Below are 18,936 nucleotides of genomic sequence, written 5' to 3'. Positions count from 1 at the left end.
TTTGGACGAGACATCAGTCCTCGAACAAGTCACCGGATTTACGCGGGGCGCTCATCCCCAGATGGTCCCAGGCCTTTTGCGCCAGCATCCGACCGCGTGGCGTACGCTGGATCAGACCCTGTTGCAGCAAGTAAGGCTCGATCACCTCTTCGATCGCATCGCGGCTTTCCGACAGGGCCGCAGCCATGGTTTCCACGCCCACTGGCCCGCCCGCGTAATTTTCTGCAATAACAGTCAGATAGCGTCGGTCCGCCCCGTCTAGGCCCAGATGATCCACCCCCAGCCGGGTCAGGGCATTATCGGCGATTTCCCGGGTTACTTTGCCATTGCCCTCGACCACGGCGAAATCCACCACCCGGCGCAACAGCCGCCCGGCAATCCGGGGCGTGCCCCGGGCGCGTTTGGCAATTTCCCAGGCGCCATCCGGTTCTGCCGGTGCTTTCAGTTTGATCGCATTTCTGGTAACAATTTCATGGAGTTCTGCAATTTCGTAGAATTGCAGGCGGGTCGGAATTCCAAACCGATCACGCAAGGGGGTGGTCAGCAATCCCAGCCGCGTGGTTGCCCCAACCAGAGTGAACGGTTGCAACTCGATCCGCACCGTCCGGGCCGCTGGCCCCTCTCCGATCACCAGATCCAGTTCAAAATCCTCCAGCGCGGGATATAACACCTCCTCCACCGCCGGGTTCAGGCGGTGAATTTCGTCAATGAACAGCACATCGCGGGCTTCCAGATTGGTCAGGATCGCCGCCAGATCACCGGCCTTTGCCAGAACCGGACCAGAGGTCATACGGAAGTTTACCCCCAATTCCCGTGCCATGATTTGCGCCAATGTTGTCTTGCCCAAGCCCGGAGGGCCATGAAAGAGCGTGTGGTCCATCGCCTCCCCCCGCCTCCGCGCGCTCTCTATAAACACACGCAGATTGGCGCGCGCCTCGGCCTGACCGATGAAATCATTCAATGTCTCGGGTCTGAGCGCCCGGTCATTATCGGCGGGCAGCGGATCGGGGCGGATGGTGGGATCTGGCTCGCTCATGTGTTCAACCCATATCTGCGTGTGTCCAACCTATTCATCCAACTGTGTTCCAGAGCTATCACATCCTCCGCAATCATATCTGGAGAGACACGCTCCAGAATAGAAAAACGAAAACTACTTGTATCTCGATTTCTGAGCTTTGCAGTAATACCTTTCTCGCCAGAAACATGAGCCTGCCATCGGCCAAGTAAGTTCAACTCTCCATACGCGGAACCAACGTAGCGGGCTCCGTCTTTCTCATCCACGATCAAGTATACACCCCGCCATTCTCTTAGCTTCGCTTTCCACGAACCCGGCAGTGATCTGATCTCAATCCCATTAACAATGAAATCTCTCCATTCAGGCGCTGCAGAGACAAGCAATGATTGCTCCGATATTTGGCGAATGGGGACTTCTGTAGTTGACGACTTTCGAACATAGGTCCGGCCCGCCGGACGCGAGACGACTACGCGCCCACGCAAGTCTGATAAGAATTCTGTCAAACTCAACTCGAAAAATAATTGCCGTTCTGCACGGGCAATATTCCGTTCTGGTGAACTATCAACAGCCCCGTAGCTCAACGCGAGCTCTGAAAACCGTGAATCTGAATAGATTTGAGTCATTGGCAAATCTTCGAAACTCTCGACTCGATACAAACCAACAAATCCCATATCGCTGTCATTCAACGGCACAAACGACGCCACCAAAGGACGGTTTTTCAGTGTCTTCTCTGCTTGGGAGGAGTGGACGCTTTGATAAGCGTCAAAAAGATCTGGGCGTTCTTGTGCCAGCCAAGGCAACATGCGCTTCAATTGCTTCAGGTTTGTCAGGTGGAAAATTAGACTGACTTCTTCAGGAGAAATGTTTCCCATGCGCAGTAGTGAATTGAAATCAATAGGCACTACCCTAACCCTTCGGTGCCAAGAGTTTTAGGGCCGCCCGGATCAACTGTGCCTCATCTGCCTCTGGCGTATCCCCAGCGGCGGTGGCAACGGCCGATGCGGCCTCTGACGGCGAATAACCCAGATTGCTAAGCGCTGACAGGGCTGCCGATTGGGCAGAGGCTGACGATTGCGGGGCAGGCACCACTGGCGCAGCGTCTGACACCTCGATCACCTCGTCCATCGGTTCAGCTGCCACCACGCCCTGCGCAGCAGAAAGCGTACCCCCAAGCGCCATGATCGCCGGGGCCTTCTCCTTCAGCTCATTGACCACACGCTGTGCGATTTTGGGCCCAACCCCCGGCGCGGCCTTCACTGACGCCCAATCGCCCAACGTGATCGCGCGACCAGTACCTTCGGGCCCCAGGGTGCCCAAAATGGCCATGGCGGCTTTGGCCCCGACGCCCTGAACCGTGACCAGCAGGCGATACCATTCCTTTTCCAACAACGTGGGAAAGCCCATCAGCTGCAACAGATCCTCGCGCACCAAAAGTTCGGTGAACAGCGCTGCTGCCTCCCCCACGCCGGGCAAACTTGCCAGCGTCCGGTCAGAACAATAGATGATATAACCCACACCACGCACATCCAGCATGACATGATCGCTGCCCTTGTATTCGATCCGGCCCGACAGTTTCCCAATCATGTGCCCACCTGCTTGATCGCTGTCTGCATGCGCCCGGCCGTCTGCAGGTGAAATGCGTGACAAATGGCAATCGCCAGGGCATCGGCGGCGTCTGAACCGGCGATTTGTACCCCCGGCAATTGCAGCTTCACCATGTGATCGACTTGCCGCTTATCCGCATGGCCCTGCCCAACCACGGTTTTCTTGACCGTGTTGGGGGCATATTCGCCCACATCCAACCCGGCCTGCGCCGGAACCAGCATGGCAATGCCGCGCGCCTGCCCCAGTTTCAGGGTGGCCGTTCCATCCTTGTTCACAAAGGTCTGTTCAACGGCAGCAGCATCGGGCTGATGGTGAATGACAACGGCGCTTAGTTGTTGGTGTAGTGATAACAAGCGATCCGCAAGCGCGCTGCCCTCTGACCGGCATTGCCCGTTGGCCACATGGGTCAATCGGTTGCCCTGCATTTCGATCACGCCCCAACCAAGGCATCTGAGCCCGGGATCAATTCCCAAAACGCGCATCTACTCGCCCATTATCATTGTTTTTCCCGGATTAGCACGAAACGAGAACATTTGCCAATCGCAAAGCACCCGCCCGCGCGCCAGACCGGCCAATATGCCACAACAATGAAAGAGGCCACGGAAACCGCGACCTCTGTTAGAACGAACCTTTGATCACAAGATCTACGTAACCATCATTTCACGAACGAGGCGAAAAATTCCGAAATCCAAATCGTTGCCGGATCAGCCTGCATGACAAAAGCGCCCATCTGTTCGACAAATGTCCCTGCTCGCAGGTTTTCGACGCGAACATCATAGGCCTCTTGGCCCAATGACATGAAAATCGCGCCCTTGAACACCATGACCAGCGCCAGGGTAAACATCAGTCCACGCCATGGGAACCGGTGTACTTGGCGGCGCGGTTTCACCACGATCAAGCCATCCTTGTTAACGGTGGTCACGTGGCCCCGCGCAATCTGCGCGTGATGTTTGTTAATCCGGGACAAACGGTCTGCGAAGTTGTGCATATTTGCGTCTGCCATAACACTCTCCAAATCAAATCTGCCGACTCGGCCTTATCTTGGACATATTGATGCCAGATTGCGGCGGAATTCAGGCATAATCTGGTCAGAAGCGTGGAATACGCTCTGCTTCAAAGACATTAAGGATAATGTGGGTCGGTTGTTCTCAGTTCTTGCACAAAAGCAAGGTCGTCCAGTCACCGATCACGTCTGATTCCACGCAGTCAAAGCCGTTCTTCGCATAGGTCTGGCGGATCTCTTCGGCCTGTTCATTCAGAATACCCGACAGGATTGCGTAACCCCCAGTGCCGGTAAACGTGGCCATATCCGGGGCCAGACCCAAAAGCGGGCCTTTCAGAATATTGGCAAAGACCAGATCAAAAGGGGCGGCATCCTGCAGGCGCGGATGGGCAAAGCCTGCCGCCTCTAGACAGGTGATCCGACCCGACAGGTCGTTAAAGGCCAGGTTCGCCTCCGCCACATCAACCGCGACCTGATCGATGTCGCTGGCCAGAACCTGCCCCGGCCAGATCTTTGCCGCCGCCATCGCCAGAACGGCCGTTCCGCAACCGATATCGACCACGTTCTTGCCAACAAAGCCCGAATTGGCCAGCCGGTCCAAGGCCCGCAGGCAGCCCTGCGTCGTGCCGTGATGCCCGGTGCCGAACGCCATGGCCGCATCAACCAGCAAGGCCACAGCATCTGCTGGCACTTTATCGGCATCATGGCTGCCATAGACGAAAAACCGCCCAGCCTCCACCGGGTGCAGCTCCCGACGCACATGGGCCACCCAATCGGTTTCGGGCAGTTCGGACACGACAAAGGATTTTGCCCCATGTGCCGCCGCCAGCAAGGCCAGCGCCGTTTCATCCGGTGCTTCGACGAAATAGCCGCCAACTTCCCACAGACCAGATCCATCTTCGACCTCGAACACACCAACACCCGTGGGTTCAGGGGTCAAAAGCTCCATCGCTTCGCCCAGGGCTTCGGCGGTTTCACGTCCGGGCAGGGTGGTCAGGGCAGTATATGTGGGCATTGGGGCCTCCGGTCAGTTCGCCCACCGCCTACGGCCAGAGCCGCCCATGGTCAAGCCCGGCTTATTCCGCCGGGGCCGGCAGACCGCGGGCGAAAATGGTTTCATACCCCGGTTCCGGGTTGCGCGGGATCAGGCAGGCCAACCCCAGCGACCCGCAGGCGATCGCCGCCGCCAGCAAAAACACCGCCGCCGGGGACACCACCCACAACAGCCCCAAAAGCACAGGCAGAAACACAGCGGCAATATGGTTGATGGTAAAGGCCACGGCAGCCGTGGGCGCAATATCCGCTGGATCAGCGATTTTCTGAAAATAGGTCTTCAACGCCAGAGCAAGGGCAAAAAACAAGTGATCCAACACGTATAGCCCCGCCGCCAGCAGCACACCCCAGCCAAAGAAATAAATGCCCCCATAGGCCAGAAACACGCAAACCAGCCCGACATATTCAAAGATCAGCGCCCGGCGTTCGCCCCAATATCCAATCGCTTTTCCCATCAGGGGTGCAAAGATCATATTGGCAATCAGATTGATCAGGTAAAGCGCGGTCAGCTCATGCACGTCAAAGCCAAACCGTTCCACCATCATGAACCCGGCAAACACGATAAAAATCTGCCGCCGTGCACCGGCAAAGAACTGCAGCACATAGTAAAGCCAATAGCGTTTGCGCAGGATGATCTGGCGGTGCTGTTTGATCGGCGTTTCAAATTGCGGATAGGCCAGAAAACAAAAGGCCGCGATCAGCGTACACACCCCGCCAGACAGCAGGTAGACGAAATTATAGCTCAGGTCGAACCGTTCCCAACTCAGCACGATCAGCACATAAGTCACCAGTGACGCCGCCGATCCCATCGCCGATATCCAGCCCAGAACCTGCGGCGCGCGCGCCTTGTTGATCCATTGCAGCTGCAGCGATTGGTTCACGGTTTCAAAATAATGAAACCCGATAGAGCTGAGCATGGTGATGGTCAGGATCCCCCCCAGAGATGGGAACCACGCCGTCACTGCCGTCGCCACGCCCAACAGGATTAGCGACACCAACCCCAAAACCTGTTCGCGCATAAACAGCAGGATCGCAATCACGCCCACCGCCAGAAAACCGGGGATTTCACGCACGGTGTGCAACAGGCCAATGTCAGCCCCGTCAAAACCCGCGACCTCAATCACAAAGTTGTTCAAAAGCGCCAGCCAGGTAGAAAACGCAATTGGCAAGGCCGCCGCCATCAGAAACAGCAGCGTGACCGGGCGGCGCCAAAACGGTAACTGGGCCGCATTTTGGATCGAGAATGTGTTCATACCGTCCTCTTACGCCTGAACCCGTCATGGGGGAAGTGCATCCCCGCACAATCTAGTGGCATTTTTGAACGCTTTCGCTTTTCATCCCCAAGCCCCCAACATATAGTGCGCCCACCTGAGAACAGGGCAATTTCTCGGCTGCGGAAAGGGACAGACGTGGCGCATATCATCGTTGTCGGAAACGAAAAGGGCGGGTCCGGCAAATCGACGACCTCTATGCATGTTGCAACGGCTGTGGCCCGTATGGGCCATCGGATCGGCGTGCTTGATCTGGATCTCAGGCAAAAAAGCCTGGGCCGTTATATCGAAAACCGCCATGCCTATGCCGCCCATCACAATCTTGATCTGGCGGTCCCGCTGTATCAGGACCTGCCAGAGATTGATCAGACACAGCTTTTGCCGGGCGAAAACATCTTTGATCATCGACTGTCGGCCGCCGTTTCCGCGCTGGAGCCAGTCTGTGATTTCATCCTTATCGACTGTCCCGGATCCCACACCCGGCTGAGCCAGGTCGCCCATTCGTTGGCCGATACGCTGATCACACCCTTAAACGACAGCTTTATTGATTTTGATCTTCTGGCCCGCATCGATGCCGAAACTGATACGATTTTGGGCCCGTCCGTCTATTCAGAAATGGTCTGGCATGCCCGCCAATTGCGCGCTCAGGCTGGCCTGCCGCCGATTGACTGGATCGTGGTGCGCAATCGGTTGGCAGCGCAACAGATGCATAACAAGAAAAAGATGGGCGAAGCGTTGGCAAACCTGTCAAAACGCATCGGCTTTCGCGTGGCCCCGGGCTTTGGCGAACGGGTGATCTTCCGTGAACTGTTCCCGCGCGGTCTAACGCTGCTCGATCTGCGCGATGTCGGTGTTGTCGGCCAGATGAACATCTCCAACGTCGCCGCGCGACAGGAAATTCGCGATCTGGTGAAATCCCTGAACCTACCCGGTGTGGCGGTTAATTTCTGATACGGTTATCGCGCTCGGAACTTTGTAACCTTTGCCCGGTTCCCGCATGATTGCATGCGGCACCATTTACGCCCGACACCGCGACCCTGATTTACAAACAAACCCGTGCAGCCGCCACATTCGATCACTTTCAGGGGTTTCTTGGCCAGCAGGTTATCTGCCGCGAGCCCCAACCGGGCACGAATAAGTGTTGCGCCTGGGCTTGTGGTCGGTATGCGCCAACACAGCGCGTCGTGGTCAACAGTCAGCACCGCCTGCGCATAGGCCCAGGATATTTGATCGCCAAGGGCAGACAGATGTTCAGGCTTGGGGGTGGTGTTCGCCGCAACAGCGCTCAGAACCCGCCACGCAGCTTCACGAAAGTCATGTAGTTTTCTGAGTTCTGCGCGGGTTGTTTCGCGCGGGTAAGCGCCACCCAGATCCCGCGCCTCGGATTGGCTGATCACATTTGCGGCCACTGCCCAACGGATCAGGACGTCCCAGTTTTCAATTGCTTCCAGTGATCGGGCCTTATCAATGTCATCAACCGTGTTGATAAAATCCAGAAACACATGCCCCCCGAAGAAGCCAAATCTTTCCCAGTAATGCTCATGCTCGGTAACCATTTAAGTCACATATATCGGTTGCAAATGCAGAGCAAGCCATGTAACCATTTATTTTATTATTAACGGTTACCGGAGATAAAAAATGCTACTGCCTTTAGACAAAGTCCTCACACATAATGGCCAGTCAGTCGCTTGGGGAAGCATCGGTGAAGGTGACCCCGTGGTCATGGTTCACGGCTTCCCCTGGTCTGCACAAGCATGGCGGCGAATTGCGCCCTGGTTGGCGGCAAACAACAAAAAGGTCTACTATTTCGACATGATCGGATTTGGCCAATCCGAGATGAAAGATGGCCAGGATGTCTCGCCCGCTGTTCAAAATGATCTGCTGGCGGCACTGATCCAGCATTGGGGCCTGGATCGGCCAGAAGTAGTAGCGCATGATTTCGGCGGGCTGGCCGTCTTGCGCGGGCATTACATCAATCAGCTCAGATATCGAAAGCTGACACTGATGAACGCGGTCGCCGTGCTGCCCTCAGGCTCCCCCGGCTTTCTTCACCTTCGCAAACACGCAGATGCCTTGGCTGGATTGCCCCCTTATGCCCATCACGCGTTGTTGCGCGCATATATCAATGAAACCACCGTCCAGGATATGCCAATGGAGGTCAGCGATATGTATATGCGGCCGTGGCTGAGCGACGCAGGACAGGCCGCGTTTTACCGACAAATCGCCCAGTCAGGGGACAGGTATATTGCAGAGATTCAGTCGCTTTACGGCCCAATGGACGGCGCGGTTCACTTGGTTTGGGCCGAAGAGGACACATTTATCCCCCCAAGTCAGGGAAAAGAACTGGCAGGACTGCTGGCTGCCGACAGCTTTACGCCGGTCCCCGGTGCCTCACATCTCATACAGGAGGACGCGCCAGAAGCCATCGTCGCAGCGCTTTTGTCAAACTAGGTTTGGACTGGATGCCGGGTTTCTTTGGCACACGGATGGCCTGACCTTACCAGGTGCCAATTTCGATGTTTCGGAAGGAAACCGACACATCATCGCCCTCGGCAAGCTTTACCGCGCCTTCTAGGCCAAGCGCCAGATGGACAACATCGCCTTCCTTGATGTTTGGCCGACCTTCGACAGTATGGATCTCTTCGCCATCACACAGGATATGGACCTCTCCCGGGGTCTTGTCTTTCAGGCTGGCCCGTTTGGTGGAATCCCACATCACCCGCACCTCCACTTGGTGCCATTCGCCAAAGGATTCAGGGCCAAAACAGGTGCGCCGGCTGACCTCATAGCCATAATCATTTCCAAGGTAGAACTTGATCACCTCCTTATCATCACCGGTCAGAAACCGCGTGGCATAAAGATGCGTGTCGGTGGCGTTGAAGATGATGTTGTCGGCAACCAGTATCTCCCAGCGATAGGCGATCCTGTCGCCGTGACCTCGGGGGTCAGAGGATCGATATTCAACCCGTTGACGGGTTTCGCTGCAGGCCGTTTCGAACCCGGGCGCGCAGCCCTGGGTGCTCAGCCGCGTCGTGATCAACCCGTCTGTAATTTCCAACGCAGTTTCGTTGGGCGCGATGATGTCAAACCCCTCCGCTTTGACAGAGGCCGATGTCATCGCCGCACCCGCTAGCACCGCAAAAACCGTCGCCTTGCATATTGTAGATTTCATCGTTCAGTCTCCTTCCCGCCGGATGTTCTGATTTGCCTAAATGCGGTGAAACCCGCTACGCTATGAGGGCATGGAGGCATCTGAAATGTCCGGAGATAACTCAGAAAAATTTCCGAAATCTGCCACTTGGCTTTGCTTAGGTGATTTTCTGTTTTCCCCGCAAAGCCACGACTTGAAAGACAAAGACGGCCAGATTGTCCGTCTACGTCGCCAAAGCGCCGATGTTCTGGCCTGCCTCGCAAGCCAATCCGGCCAGATCGTTACAAAAGAGCACCTTATCGAACAGGTATGGCCAGACACCTTTGTCACCGAAGACAGTTTGGGACAGTGTATTGGCGACATACGCCGTGCGCTGGGGGATCAGGACCACCAGATTGTTCAGACCTTCCCGAAGAAGGGGTATATGCTTGTCGCCACAGATGGCGCCCCCCGGTCTGATATCGCCACACCCTCGCCCGACGGATATTCCCAACGCCAATGGGGGCGGCGCGGGTTGATTGCAATTGGGTTTGCAATCGTTCTGGCCGCCCTGTGGATGGTCACAAATCCGGGACAACAGGGCCAACCCGACACTCAACTTCTATTGCCTGACGAGCCATCCATCATCGTGCTGCCCTTCGACAACCTGTCAGAACTGGACAATCTGGATTACCTGGCCGCAGGTTTCAGCACCTCGATCCGCACCAACCTTGCCAAGTTTCCAGAAGTGTTTGTTATCGCCGGATCCACATCTCTGACTTTTAAAAACAGCCCTGGAACAGCGCGCGGCATCGGGCGTGAAATGGGGGTGCGGTATGTCCTGGATGGCAGCTTGCGAAAAATAGGTGAAACATTTGTCATCACCACCGAATTGATCGAGGCGGAAACTGAACAATCTGTTTGGGCACAACAATATGATTTCTCCACCGATGACACGCTTTCTGTTCAGGTCGAATTGACCCAGGAAATTGTCAGCACCCTGAATGTTGTGATCAAAGAGAAAGAACTCACCGTCGCGCGGCTGCGATCAACAGATGATCCAAAAGCGTATGATCTCTTTATCCGCGCAGATGCCGCCACACAAAAGGTCTCCGCCTCTGGACGTGCAGAGGCAGTTGACTTGTTAAAGCAGGCGATTGCGATTGATCCCGACTATCTGGCCGCGCATTTTGAACTCAGCGGTCGCTATCTGTCCCTGTGGCGCTTTGACGGTGCGGATGATCCACAACAGGCACTCGCGCTATCGCGCCATCATGCCAAGCGTGCGCTGGATATCAGCCCCTCTGACTACCGGGGGCATTTCAGGCTCGGAATGCTGTCTCTCTTTGCCGATCACGACCATGGCCGCGCCCACGCCTCCTTTCTGCGGGCCTTGAAAAGCAACCCGAACGACGCCGACATTCTATACAACATGGGTTTTCTAAGATCCCTGATGGGGGAACCTGCCGAAGCTTTGGAATGGAATGACAAGGCAAAACGGATCAACCCCCGCTACCCCGCCTGGTACAACTTCAATGCCGCCCTGTCACACATGTTCCTACGAGACTATGATCAGGCTGAAATCCTGGCAAAAATCGGGATTGCCGCCTATCCCACATCCCTCGCCCCCCGGCGCATTCTGATCGCAACCCTGGCAGAAACGAACCGGATGGAAGAGGCGCAACGCGAAGTGGCGGACTATCTGAACATCAGTCCCGATTTCCGCCTGTCAACATTTCGCAATACACCGTTTCAACACCCGCGAGATCAAGACAGATATTTCAACGCCCTGATCACCGCAGGCTTACCCGAGTGACGCGGCATCAAAGGCAATTTCTGCCCCGATTAGGCCCCCTTACTGCCGGGCCGGTCGAATATAGCGTTGCAGCGACAATAGCGACGCCCCCAGACCACCGCTGTCCTGACGCACCACGCCGATGGCGTAGCGGCCCGACCCGACCGTACGCACCAGCCGTGTAGACAGGGCCTCGGTCACAGCAGCGTTTTCCGCGATCTTCATGCCGGTGCCCTCGTAGTCAAACAGCACCAGCTTGGTGATGCCGCCCAGATCGGTTGTATCGATCACCACCAGGCTTTCCTCATCCACCTCAAACAGGAACCATTTGGTACCACCCCCCGACACGTCGTCATGGCGCAGATTGCGATGTAGCAGCCCCAGATCGGTGAACATGTCACCTGTGTTCGGCGGCAGAATATCACCAGAGGCATAGGCCTCTTGCAGCAAGGCGGCCTCTGTCACCTCCACCAGATTGAAACTGATCTGGCCAGATCCCTCATTTGAAAAGGGGCTGACGGCAATGCAATACTCCCCGGCGGGCAGGGCATTGCGGGTGATACGGCTGTTGGTGCCCAAACCGTCGGCATCATCGCTGCTTTCAATCTCGTTTCCATCTGCATCATAAAGGCCAAGAACCGTGTCCAGAGCGTCACTCGTGGCGGTCAGCCGCAGGTCCAGCGCTTCGCTCAGATCAACGCGGTAAAACTGCGGGCCGTTATTGACGGTCGCAGATAACATTTGCGGCGCAAAGCCACTGGACAGGGGATCACCCAGATCGACAATCGACGCACCCTCGCCACAGGGATCAAGGATCATCCCGCCGTCCCCTGATGCGGCATCATGAGCCTCTGACCATTCCGATACCGACAGGGTGAACGCCCCTTCGGTCCCGTCATAGCTGGTCACCTCTGCACAGTAGTCACCCGCAGCCAACGGTGATGAATATCCAAGATAGCTGTCCGTTCCGCCGCCGCCATCATCATCGCCACCAATCTGGGCGCCAAATTCATCTTCCAGCGTCAGGTAGGTGTCAAACACCGTGCTGCGGGCAAAAACCGAAATCGCCATAGGTTCAGCCAGCGTAAACCGCACAAAGTTGCGGCCCGGCACCTGACCGGATGCCTGTTGGGCGACAGAGCCCGGCTCTATCGGGTCCGCCAGCGCCGTTCCACCCAAGGCCCGCGCGCATTGTCCGGCAGAGGCGGTCTGCCCGGCGCTGATCAGAAACGGGATCGGGGCATCATACCCGGCAGGCAAACCGCCGGTGCCTTCCGGCACTTCGCGCACAGTCGAGATTTGCGCGCAATAATTTCCAGCCGTCAAAAATGTGCCCAGACGGGCATTTAGGTTCCCGGCCCCGTCATCGTCGCTGCGCATTGCAGCGCCCGTTTCGTCAAACAAGATGATCAACGGGTCAACATCGTTGGAAAAGGTTTCCAGCGTGATGGCAGTATCGGCGGCAATGGTCAGATCCACATAAGCCGGTTCCCCACGCTGGATGGAAACCGTCCCATTGATCGCCTCTGCGTCAGGACCGGAAATCTGATATTGCCCCTGGACCAAACCATCGGATTGACCGCAAAGACCGGCGGCCATGGCCGACACTGGGGCCATCAGAACGGCAAATGTTGAAAACGCAATTCGGGTGGAAATGTTATTGAACATGGCGAACCTGTACTGTCTGAAACTCTTGTGACGGGAACAGACCCTGATCGCGTCTGCTTGTCAAACTGTTGCGCAGTTTGTCGCTGGTCTAAACCAATTTCCCATCTTCCAGACGCACCTTGCGGTCCATCCGGTCGGCCAGCACCGTGTCATGGGTGGCAATCAGGGCCGACAGGCCGGTTTCGCGGGTCAGCGCCATCAACGCCTCAAACACCCGATCCGATGTGGCCTGATCCAGATTGCCGGTGGGCTCATCCGCCAAGAGCAATTTCGGCCCATTGGCCAAGGCCCGGCAAAAGGCAACGCGCTGTTGTTCACCGCCAGACAGGGCAGCTGGGCGGTGATCGGCGCGGTGTGCAATGCCGACACGGTCCAGTAAATCGCGCGCCCGCGCTTCTGCCTCGGCCTGCGGCACGGCATTGGCCAGTTGCGGCAGCACGATATTTTCCAACGCCGTGAACTCCGGCAACAGGTGGTGAAACTGATAGACAAAACCCACATCACGGCGGCGGGCCTCTGTCCGGCGACGATCTGATTTACCGGTCATTTCCTGACCCGCAATTACCACCTGCCCGGCATCCGCCGTGTCCAACAATCCGGCGATATGCAGCAGCGTCGATTTCCCCGCACCGGATGGCGCCACCAGCGCCACGACCTCGCCCGGGGCAATATCAATCGCGGCCCCGCGCAACACAGACACCTCATTGGGTTTGCCACGGTTAAAGGCTTTCTCAATCCCCGACAGGGTTAGCACCGCGTTACTCATAACGCAGCGCCTCCACCGGGTTCATCCGCGCCGCACGACGGGCCGGAAAGATGGTAACGATAAAGGACAGCCCCAAAGACAGGGAAACGGCCGATAACACATCGCCCGGTTCCAGTTTCGCAGGCAGCTTATATATCCCGCGAATGGATGGGTCCCACACCCCGCCACCGGCGATGTAGTTCACCAGCCCAAAGATCTGATCAATATAGATTGCAAAGAGGCACCCCAAGATCACGCCCATGATCGTGCCGATGATCCCGGTAAACGCGCCGCAAATGAAAAACACCCGCAGTACTGACCCTTCGGTCAGGCCCATGGTGCGCAGGATACCAATATCGCCACCCTTGTTTTTCACCAGCATGATCAGGCCCGACACGATGTTCATCGTGGCGATCAAGACCAGCACCGACAGGATCACGAACATCACATTATCCTCGATATCCAGCGCCCGCAAAAACGCGCCGGACCGATCCCGCCAAGACCACAACTGCGCCCGTTCACCCGCGGCGCTCAGCAGCGGCAGGGTATAGTCATCCACCGCCTCCGGGTCTTTGACCATCACCTCCAGCTCATCCGCCACGCCTTCGCGGTTGAAATAGCTCTGCGCCTCGGCAAATGGCATGTAAACGCGCGTGCGGTCGATGTCGTAACGCCCGGCGGTAAAGATATAGGCGACCTCATAAGTATTCACCCGGGGGGAAGAGCCAAAGGCCGTCTTCACCGCATTAGGCAGGATCAGGGTGATCCGGTCGCCGATATTCAGGCCCAACTCAAAGGCCACGCCAGATCCGATCGCGACGCCCTCGTTAAACCGGGCAATATCGCCGCGATACGCTTCGGGTTGGAAAATCCGCGGAATACCCATCAGGTTTTCCAACGTGATCCCATAGACCTCGACCCCGGTATTGTTGTCGCGGTGATTGGCCATCACCTGACCTTTGACCAAGGGGGCCACGCGGGTCACACCGGGCACCGCACGCACGGCCTCTGCCCGCGCGTCGTAATCCTCGATCACCCGCGAAATCCGGCCCGCGTCATCGACAACAGCGGCGTTATAAACCGTCACATGGGCATTGGCACCCAGGATCGTATCGACAAATTCCGCCCGAAACCCGGACCGCACCGCCAGCGTGATTATCAACGCCGCCACCGCCAGAGTGATCCCGATCAGCGAAATCCAGGTCATCACACTGACGCCGCCCTCAGACCGCCGCGCACGCAAATAGCGCCAAGCGATCATCCATTCATAACGGGCAAAAGGGGCGGGATTGGTGGCCAAGGGGCTGCTCCGATTTCGTTCCGGCGGACCATGCTGGGCGCGGGCCAAAAGGTCAAGCGCCTGAGCCGGTGAACTGCACCACCCCACTTAATCAGAATACAAAAAAACCCGCCAACAGCGACAACCATTGGCGGGTCTTAAATTCACGCTCTGCTGCGATTAGAAGTGATAGTTAATCCCCAAACGCAGCACATTGTATTCGTTGTTGATGATGGCACATCCCGGAGCACCGCAAGCCTGATCATCTGCGTCATAAAGGAATGTACCGGAATCTAAAACATGCAAGAGCTCAATCTTACCACTCAGGTTCGAATTAAACATCTTTTCCACACCCAGACCCAAAACACCACTGGTTTCAGTAGAGCTGCCCGAACCCAAAAGTGGATCGCCGATAGATGCGTCAAACTGGGTAAAGGCAACACCGGCTGTCACATAGGGCAGCCAGTCACCATTAGCCATACCCAGACGCCCACGAATGGTGCCAAATCCATCAATGTCTGTGTCGCAAGATCCGCCACAACCAAAAGAAGGAATGTCAGGCGATGATCCGCTCATGCTTGAGAAAGAGTAATCAGCCTCTATACCCCAAACCAAGCCATTGGAGTTTTGTTTGTTGTAACCAACGGTGATACCAAAAACAGCCCCATCAGGACCAGTGGACGGGAGAATCGCAGCAGAATTGGTACAGTTGTCACCGAACCCAGAATCACAATGGTCAGAACCGCCCTCACCAAAGCCCAGTGTGCCGCCAGCGTAATATCCGCTCCAATCATGTGCACTTTGCGCCTGCGATGCCATGGGCGACAACGCAACCATAGATACAGCAACAGTTGTATGTATAAGTTTCATAATTAATCCCTCACCAAAATTCAGAATCAACCTTACCATGGGTAAACTTTAATTAAAATCGCAGTTGTAGCAAAATCAACCCTGTCACGATTTTGTCTCATTTTCGTCACAATTGATCGCAAGCAAAGCCGGCCAACTTCCGCCCCTCACCCAAACGTGACAGCCCCCGCATTGCCCAAAAGCCTGCAGCGGCGCATCATATCCATATACAAAACGGGAGGATGCAACATGAAACTGCCACTGATATGCACCGCGATTATTGGCCTGCTTGCCACCACTGCCATCGCACAAGACACCCGCGCCTTTACCAATGTCGCGGGCGATGTGTATCGGATGCAAAACAATTTCCATTATTCGCTTGTTATCGCCACGGATGAGGGCACCGTTGTAATCGACCCGATCAATGCGGGGGCCGCCAGCTGGTTAGAGAACAACCTGTCCCAAGTGACCGATCAACCCATCACCCACCTGATCTATTCGCATTCGCATGGCGATCACGCCTCTGGCGGTTTGGAATTTGACGGCGCCACGGTGATCGCACAGGCCAACGCCCCTGCCGACATTGACGGCGTGGTTCCGGACATCCGGTTTGACAGTGAAATGTCACTGATGATCGGCGGCAAGACCATAGAACTGACCTATCTTGGGCCCGGCCATGGTGATGATCTGGTGGTGGCCATCGTGCGCCCCGAAAACGTGGCCTTTATCGTCGATGTCGCCGCCCCCAAACGGATGCCCTATCAGACCATGCCCAGTTCCAGCGTCGATGCGTGGATTGAACAGATCAAAGTCGCCGAAACGCTCGATTTCGACATCTTTGCGCCCGCCCATGGTCGCGTCGGCACCCCGGATGAACTGACCGAGGCTCGCCTGTATATGGAAGACCTGCGCGCCCAGGTTCTGGCTGGTCTGAACGCCGGTAAATCGGTGGAGGATCTGAAGGCAGAGATCACCATGTCAGACTATGCCAACTGGCAGCAATATGAGGCCTGGCGCCCCCTGAATGTCGAAGGCATGGCGAACTACCTGACCTCCGCCGGGATCGCCCAGTAGGGTGGGGTTTCACCCCACCAACCATTTATGCCCATCACCATCCCGTAAGGTGGGCTGTTAGCCCACCATTCCATGACCATCATCTCAATCCTCAGTGGTGGGCAAGATTGCCCACCCTACGGCTCGCTTCGGTCAAAAAAGTGCGCAGGTCGGATGCAAGGGTCATGATGGCTCCGGCAGGAAAAATTTAATCTATGGGAAAGGCGAAAAAGGCTTTGGAGATCAGATTTGATCTACCACTCGGCAGGAGCGGAAATTGAACCATTCGTCCAGCTTGGCGCCTTTCAAACGCTGCACCACGCGGTCCTTAAAGAAGATTATATTTCTAAAGTTCTCTTCGATCCAAATGTCTGGGCCAAAATGACATGCAGATGTCAGCGCCAGATCATCGTCGTTCAAGCCTGTTTTTTGCTTGCGAAACATATGATGCATTGGATGGCTTGGATCTTTCATTTCTCGATTTATATTCACACTTTCATCAGGCACGAACGTGTTTTTGCGAACACCGATATTCCAATACTGATGGAGTAAATTTAGCTGTGTTTCACCATCCTTGGCATAAAATTCAGTCGGGATGAACTTACCATCCTCTAGGTCAAACTCCTGTAAAATCTTTATAATTTCCGGGAAATAGACAAAATCAGGGCCTGAAATTGCGGTAATTGGGGGCAGCTTTCGCGGGCGGCGATCATCCTGCATGATGGTTTTTTTTGAAAACTCATCAACACTCATAATAAACCCAAACTTATTTCGCGAAATTAGCACCCCCCCTATCAGGGTCCTTCATAGAGATTTCCCCTTTGAAGAAAAACGTATTTCCTAGTTTCGAGTAGTAATCCGCCGCCCAAATCTTCTCGCTCATTTCACCTCTCCCTGCGTTGTGGCCCCCATCTGTTGTAACATGTCCGGTTCCACCAATCGGCCAATCACCGGGTGCAGGCGCAGATCGCCAGTTTTCACAACCTGTTTGAAAGTCATGGGTCATTTTGGCCGTGGTGTCCCGATCCGGCGCGATAACGTCGATCAGCCAGTTGATCTCTCCGCTTGTCCAATCCTCAGCCCCCAGCCGCACCGGCCAGACGCCCGCCTTGATCTGATCGCGCAATTTGGCATCGACCTCTTCGGACACCGACGCCCAGATCGCCACGCCGGAATGGTCGACGGGGGCTGTCGTGAATGCAGAGGGTATCGCACAAACCATGGCACAACCTATACGCGGGTGCCGCATGGCTTCAATCGCAAATCTGATGTGTTGGAACTCCGCGGCACTTCCGGCGGAGGCATCAACCGTTAACAACGCGGGTTCGGTAATTTCCCACCGTCGCAATGCTCCCGTAATACCGACGTAATACCGACATGAAATTTCGGGGCTCTGGGCGGTTAGTTTTTCCGCTTCAACGTCTGGCCAAATTGGATGGTCGGGGTCAATTCGAACTGCATTTTGATGCCCTCGTCATCGCCACTGGCCCGCGCCGCAATGATCTGCGCGGCCTTGCGCCCTGTCTCCAATCGTCCGGCATCCATGGTCGCGAGTTGCATTGGCAAACCAGCCAATAATTCCACCCCGTTAAATCCGGCCAGACCGATTTGGCCCGGCACATCGATCCCGTTTTCAAGGCAATACAACAGTCCGCCCGCCGCAATCATGTCATTGGAATAATAGAGAAAATCCAGATCAGGGGAGCGTTCCAAAATCGTCTGCGTCAGGTCGCGCCCAGTTTTCAGGCCAGAGCCGCCGGAATAAAATTCCTGATCGACGATTTCCAATCCTTCCTTGGCCAGCGCTTCGGTGAAGCCCTCAAACCGTTTGCGCGCCCTGTGATCCAGCGGCATCTTGGTGCCCAGAAATCCGATCTGCTCATAGCCTTGCTTGGCAATCGCCTTGGCCATCATCCGGCCCGCCCGGCGGTGGGAAATCCCGACCATGGCATCCACAGGCCGACCATCGACATCCATGATCTCGACAATCGGAATCCCCGCGCTCTTCATCATCGCCCGCGCCGCATCCGTATGCTCCAACCCGGCAATAATCACCCCGGATGGCCGCCATGACAGCATCTCATACAGAACCGCCTCTTCCTTTTCGGGCTTGTAGTTGGTCAGGCCGACAACCGGTTGTAGCCCCGTGCCGTCCAGCACCTCGGAAATGCCGGTCATCACCTCGGGAAAGACCATGTTGGACATCGACGGAATGATCACCGCCACCAGATTGACGCGCTGGCTGGCCAATGCACCCGCGATCTTATTGGGCACATAACCCAACGCCTTGGCAGCCTTCAGCACTTTTTCGCGGGTCCGGTCCGATACATCGCCCCGATTGCGCAACACACGAGAGACCGTCATCTCGCTAACACCAGAGGCCTCGGACACATCGCGCAAGGTCAGGCTGCGCCTGCGTATATCGTTGTTTTTCAAGTCCATCCTGGCCACCTGCTGCGAAATCTCTGGC

The 18,936-nt window shown here is 56.0% G+C and carries 20 protein-coding genes; 4 read left to right on the top strand and 16 right to left on the bottom strand.

Annotated elements, in window-relative coordinates; genetic code table 11:
* Window positions 1-13: 13 nt before the first annotated feature.
* The 7 genes from ruvB to AC2D8P_RS07415 form a co-directional block, all read right to left on the bottom strand.
* Window positions 14-1,036 (bottom strand): Holliday junction branch migration DNA helicase RuvB, encoded by a 1,023-nt coding sequence (ruvB, locus tag AC2D8P_RS07445; RefSeq protein ID WP_484701643.1) that lies wholly within the window; start codon window positions 1,034-1,036, stop codon window positions 14-16.
* Window positions 1,033-1,917 carry a GIY-YIG nuclease family protein gene (locus tag AC2D8P_RS07440; RefSeq protein WP_484701642.1) on the bottom strand — a complete coding sequence of 295 codons (885 nt, stop codon included), beginning with the start codon at window positions 1,915-1,917 and terminating at the stop codon, window positions 1,033-1,035. Before AC2D8P_RS07440 ends, ruvB begins: the two co-directional genes overlap by 4 nt.
* A 4-nt stretch (window positions 1,918-1,921) precedes the next feature.
* Window positions 1,922-2,599: a Holliday junction branch migration protein RuvA gene (ruvA, locus tag AC2D8P_RS07435; protein WP_484701641.1), complete on the bottom strand. Its 678-nt coding sequence runs from the start codon at window positions 2,597-2,599 to the stop codon at window positions 1,922-1,924.
* Window positions 2,596-3,102, bottom strand: coding sequence for a crossover junction endodeoxyribonuclease RuvC (ruvC, locus tag AC2D8P_RS07430; RefSeq protein WP_484701640.1), 507 nt, complete (start codon window positions 3,100-3,102; stop codon window positions 2,596-2,598). Before ruvC ends, ruvA begins: the two co-directional genes overlap by 4 nt.
* 173 nt (window positions 3,103-3,275) lie before the next feature.
* Complete coding sequence (locus AC2D8P_RS07425; protein WP_484701639.1) at window positions 3,276-3,623, bottom strand: hypothetical protein; 348 nt, start codon at window positions 3,621-3,623, stop codon at window positions 3,276-3,278.
* A 145-nt stretch (window positions 3,624-3,768) separates the two neighbouring features.
* Complete coding sequence (locus AC2D8P_RS07420) at window positions 3,769-4,638, bottom strand: 50S ribosomal protein L11 methyltransferase (RefSeq protein WP_484701638.1); 870 nt, start codon at window positions 4,636-4,638, stop codon at window positions 3,769-3,771.
* Window positions 4,639-4,699: 61 nt separating this feature from the next.
* Window positions 4,700-5,929, bottom strand: coding sequence for an MFS transporter (locus AC2D8P_RS07415; RefSeq protein WP_484701637.1), 1,230 nt, complete (start codon window positions 5,927-5,929; stop codon window positions 4,700-4,702).
* A 156-nt stretch (window positions 5,930-6,085) separates the two neighbouring features.
* On the opposite strand from AC2D8P_RS07415, the gene AC2D8P_RS07410 reads away from it, so the two are divergent.
* Complete coding sequence (locus AC2D8P_RS07410; RefSeq protein WP_484701636.1) at window positions 6,086-6,898, top strand: division plane positioning ATPase MipZ; 813 nt, start codon at window positions 6,086-6,088, stop codon at window positions 6,896-6,898.
* A 5-nt stretch (window positions 6,899-6,903) separates the two neighbouring features.
* Here AC2D8P_RS07410 and AC2D8P_RS07405 read toward each other — a convergent pair whose 3' ends face one another.
* Window positions 6,904-7,503 carry a CGNR zinc finger domain-containing protein gene (locus AC2D8P_RS07405; RefSeq protein ID WP_484701635.1) on the bottom strand — a complete coding sequence of 200 codons (600 nt, stop codon included), beginning with the start codon at window positions 7,501-7,503 and terminating at the stop codon, window positions 6,904-6,906.
* 82 nt (window positions 7,504-7,585) lie between these two features.
* On the opposite strand from AC2D8P_RS07405, the gene AC2D8P_RS07400 reads away from it, so the two are divergent.
* On the top strand, window positions 7,586-8,398 hold the full coding sequence (locus AC2D8P_RS07400; RefSeq protein ID WP_484701634.1) for an alpha/beta fold hydrolase: 813 nt from the start codon (window positions 7,586-7,588) through the stop codon (window positions 8,396-8,398).
* Between the two features lie 46 nt (window positions 8,399-8,444).
* Here AC2D8P_RS07400 and AC2D8P_RS07395 read toward each other — a convergent pair whose 3' ends face one another.
* Window positions 8,445-9,119 (bottom strand): hypothetical protein, encoded by a 675-nt coding sequence (locus AC2D8P_RS07395; RefSeq protein WP_484701633.1) that lies wholly within the window; start codon window positions 9,117-9,119, stop codon window positions 8,445-8,447.
* 85 nt (window positions 9,120-9,204) lie between these two features.
* Here AC2D8P_RS07395 and AC2D8P_RS07390 point away from each other — a divergent pair, with 85 nt between their 5' ends.
* Entirely contained in the window at window positions 9,205-10,893 is a 1,689-nt protein-coding gene (locus tag AC2D8P_RS07390) for a winged helix-turn-helix domain-containing tetratricopeptide repeat protein (protein WP_484701632.1), read from the top strand.
* Window positions 10,894-10,932: 39 nt separating this feature from the next.
* Here AC2D8P_RS07390 and AC2D8P_RS07385 read toward each other — a convergent pair whose 3' ends face one another.
* The 4 genes from AC2D8P_RS07385 to AC2D8P_RS07370 all read right to left on the bottom strand — a co-directional run bounded on the left by AC2D8P_RS07385 (window position 10,933) and on the right by AC2D8P_RS07370 (window position 15,473).
* Window positions 10,933-12,540, bottom strand: a complete 1,608-nt coding sequence (locus tag AC2D8P_RS07385) for a DVUA0089 family protein (RefSeq protein WP_484701631.1) — start codon at window positions 12,538-12,540, stop codon at window positions 10,933-10,935.
* Between the two features lie 88 nt (window positions 12,541-12,628).
* Window positions 12,629-13,306, bottom strand: coding sequence for an ABC transporter ATP-binding protein (locus tag AC2D8P_RS07380; RefSeq protein ID WP_484701630.1), 678 nt, complete (start codon window positions 13,304-13,306; stop codon window positions 12,629-12,631).
* Entirely contained in the window at window positions 13,299-14,585 is a 1,287-nt protein-coding gene (locus tag AC2D8P_RS07375) for a lipoprotein-releasing ABC transporter permease subunit (protein ID WP_484701629.1), read from the bottom strand. Before AC2D8P_RS07375 ends, AC2D8P_RS07380 begins: the two co-directional genes overlap by 8 nt.
* Window positions 14,586-14,744: 159 nt before the next feature.
* Window positions 14,745-15,473, bottom strand: a complete 729-nt coding sequence (locus tag AC2D8P_RS07370; RefSeq protein ID WP_484701628.1) for an outer membrane protein — start codon at window positions 15,471-15,473, stop codon at window positions 14,745-14,747.
* Window positions 15,474-15,662: 189 nt separating this feature from the next.
* Here AC2D8P_RS07370 and AC2D8P_RS07365 point away from each other — a divergent pair, with 189 nt between their 5' ends.
* Complete coding sequence (locus AC2D8P_RS07365) at window positions 15,663-16,487, top strand: MBL fold metallo-hydrolase (protein ID WP_484701627.1); 825 nt, start codon at window positions 15,663-15,665, stop codon at window positions 16,485-16,487.
* Window positions 16,488-16,709: 222 nt separating this feature from the next.
* Here the strand turns inward: AC2D8P_RS07365 and AC2D8P_RS07360 are convergent, their stop codons facing one another.
* From AC2D8P_RS07360 to AC2D8P_RS07350, 3 genes are all read right to left on the bottom strand, one after another.
* Window positions 16,710-17,219, bottom strand: a complete 510-nt coding sequence (locus AC2D8P_RS07360) for a hypothetical protein (protein WP_484701626.1) — start codon at window positions 17,217-17,219, stop codon at window positions 16,710-16,712.
* Between the two features lie 13 nt (window positions 17,220-17,232).
* Window positions 17,233-17,688, bottom strand: coding sequence for a toxin-activating lysine-acyltransferase (locus AC2D8P_RS07355; RefSeq protein WP_484701625.1), 456 nt, complete (start codon window positions 17,686-17,688; stop codon window positions 17,233-17,235).
* 179 nt (window positions 17,689-17,867) lie between these two features.
* On the bottom strand, window positions 17,868-18,908 hold the full coding sequence (locus tag AC2D8P_RS07350; RefSeq protein WP_484701624.1) for a LacI family DNA-binding transcriptional regulator: 1,041 nt from the start codon (window positions 18,906-18,908) through the stop codon (window positions 17,868-17,870).
* Window positions 18,909-18,936: the final 28 nt, after the last annotated feature.

The organism is Roseovarius sp. YIN77, assembly GCF_057219155.1.
Note: the sequence above shows the minus strand (reverse complement) of the source record. Positions and strands in the feature narration are given on the sequence as shown.

Excerpts from the sequence above, each read along its gene's own strand:
- AC2D8P_RS07360 (WP_484701626.1), bottom strand. The coding sequence starts at position 17,219 with ATGAGTGTTGATGAGTTTTCAAAAAAAACCATCATGCAGGATGATCGC.
- AC2D8P_RS07420 (WP_484701638.1), bottom strand. The coding sequence starts at position 4,638 with ATGCCCACATATACTGCCCTGACCACCCTGCCCGGACGTGAAACCGCC.
- AC2D8P_RS07405 (WP_484701635.1), bottom strand. The coding sequence starts at position 7,503 with ATGGTTACCGAGCATGAGCATTACTGGGAAAGATTTGGCTTCTTCGGG.
- AC2D8P_RS07400 (WP_484701634.1), top strand. The coding sequence starts at position 7,586 with ATGCTACTGCCTTTAGACAAAGTCCTCACACATAATGGCCAGTCAGTC.
- AC2D8P_RS07425 (WP_484701639.1), bottom strand. The coding sequence starts at position 3,623 with ATGGCAGACGCAAATATGCACAACTTCGCAGACCGTTTGTCCCGGATT.
- AC2D8P_RS07350 (WP_484701624.1), bottom strand. The coding sequence starts at position 18,908 with ATGGACTTGAAAAACAACGATATACGCAGGCGCAGCCTGACCTTGCGC.
- AC2D8P_RS07370 (WP_484701628.1), bottom strand. The coding sequence starts at position 15,473 with ATGGTAAGGTTGATTCTGAATTTTGGTGAGGGATTAATTATGAAACTT.
- AC2D8P_RS07415 (WP_484701637.1), bottom strand. The coding sequence starts at position 5,929 with ATGAACACATTCTCGATCCAAAATGCGGCCCAGTTACCGTTTTGGCGC.
- ruvA (WP_484701641.1), bottom strand. The coding sequence starts at position 2,599 with ATGATTGGGAAACTGTCGGGCCGGATCGAATACAAGGGCAGCGATCAT.
- AC2D8P_RS07385 (WP_484701631.1), bottom strand. The coding sequence starts at position 12,540 with ATGTTCAATAACATTTCCACCCGAATTGCGTTTTCAACATTTGCCGTT.
- ruvB (WP_484701643.1), bottom strand. The coding sequence starts at position 1,036 with ATGAGCGAGCCAGATCCCACCATCCGCCCCGATCCGCTGCCCGCCGAT.
- AC2D8P_RS07365 (WP_484701627.1), top strand. The coding sequence starts at position 15,663 with ATGAAACTGCCACTGATATGCACCGCGATTATTGGCCTGCTTGCCACC.
- AC2D8P_RS07380 (WP_484701630.1), bottom strand. The coding sequence starts at position 13,306 with ATGAGTAACGCGGTGCTAACCCTGTCGGGGATTGAGAAAGCCTTTAAC.
- ruvC (WP_484701640.1), bottom strand. The coding sequence starts at position 3,102 with ATGCGCGTTTTGGGAATTGATCCCGGGCTCAGATGCCTTGGTTGGGGC.
- AC2D8P_RS07390 (WP_484701632.1), top strand. The coding sequence starts at position 9,205 with ATGTCCGGAGATAACTCAGAAAAATTTCCGAAATCTGCCACTTGGCTT.
- AC2D8P_RS07395 (WP_484701633.1), bottom strand. The coding sequence starts at position 9,119 with ATGAAATCTACAATATGCAAGGCGACGGTTTTTGCGGTGCTAGCGGGT.
- AC2D8P_RS07355 (WP_484701625.1), bottom strand. The coding sequence starts at position 17,688 with ATGGTTTGTGCGATACCCTCTGCATTCACGACAGCCCCCGTCGACCAT.